1 protein-coding gene is annotated in these 1226 nt (G+C 72.9%); it reads left to right on the top strand.

Going from position 1 to position 1226, the window contains the following annotated elements:
* Nucleotides 1-187 precede the first annotated feature (187 nt).
* Entirely contained in the window at nt 188-1168 is a 981-nt protein-coding gene (locus ACFV61_RS36080) for an aldo/keto reductase (RefSeq protein ID WP_380496421.1), read from the top strand.
* Nucleotides 1169-1226: the final 58 nt, after the last annotated feature.

Genomic DNA, 1226 nt, shown 5'->3' on the forward strand with positions numbered 1-1226 from the left:
CACCCTCACCCCCACCCACAACAACCAACACACCAAACTCACCATCACCTTCACCCCCCCCCCCCCCCCCTGGGGCCCCCCGCCCGCCGCGCGGGGGCCGGGCGCGCCCCCGGGCCCCCCGGGGCCGACCAGCCTTCATCAGGCCGCGGCATCCCCCGTGCGGCCTGTTCGCACTGATCGGAGAACCATGACCACCAGGAAGCTCGGCACCAACGGCCCGCTCGTCTCCGCCCTCGGCCTCGGCACGATGGCGATGGCGGGCAGCTACGGCGCAGCCGACGAGCAGGAGTCCGTGGCCACCATCCGCAAGGCCCTCGACTCCGGCATCAACCTGATCGACACCGCCGACTTCTACGGCCCGGGCACCGCCGAGCAGATCACCGGCCAGGCGATCGCCGGGCGCCGCGACGAGGTCGTGCTGGCCAGCAAGTTCGGCATGCGCACCCTGGAGGACGGCCGCCGTGTCGTCGACGGCACCCCCGCGTACGTCAAGGAGGCGGTGGAGCTGTCGCTCTCCCGCCTGGGCACCGACCACCTCGACCTCTACTACCTCGCCCGGGTCGACCCGAACGTCCCGGTCGAGGAGACCGTCGGCGCGCTGGCCGAGCTGGTCGAGGCCGGCAAGGTCAAGCACATCGGCCTGTGCGAGGCGGCCGCCTCGACGCTGCGCCGGGCGCACGCCGTGCACCCGATCGCCGCGCTGCAGACCGAGTACTCACTGTGGGAGCGCCACGTCGAGGACGAGATCCTGCCGACCGCGCGCGAGCTCGGTGTCGCCCTGGCCGCCTACCGCCCGCTGGGCAGCGGCTTCCTCGGCGGCAGCTTCAACTCGCCCGAGGACCTCGACCCGTCCGACTTCCGCCGCCACGACCCGCGGTTCCAGGGCGAGAACTTCACCCGGAACAAGGCGATCGCCGACGCCGTCGCCGTGGTCGCCGAGGAGAAGGGCGCCACCGCCGGCCAGCTCACGCTGGCCTGGGTGCTGGCCCAGGGCGAGGACGTGGTGCCGCTGTTCGGCGCCCGCCGTCCGTCCCGGATCGAGGAGAACGCCGCCGCGGCCGACCTGGAGCTGAGCGCCGAGGACCTCAAGCGGATCGCCGACCTCGTCCCGGCGACCGCCGGCGACCGCTACGCCGCCCCGCTCCTGGCCACCATCGACCGGGGCTGACCCTGTCTCTTATACACAACTCAGAGCCCCCGAGACCACATGGTGGCTCGGTTTGGGG

The organism is Kitasatospora sp. NPDC059817, from assembly GCF_042731835.1.
GTDB lineage: Bacteria > Actinomycetota > Actinomycetes > Streptomycetales > Streptomycetaceae > Kitasatospora.

Coding starts and splice junctions, on each gene's coding strand:
- ACFV61_RS36080 (WP_380496421.1), top strand. CDS start 188: ATGACCACCAGGAAGCTCGGCACCAACGGCCCGCTCGTCTCCGCCCTC.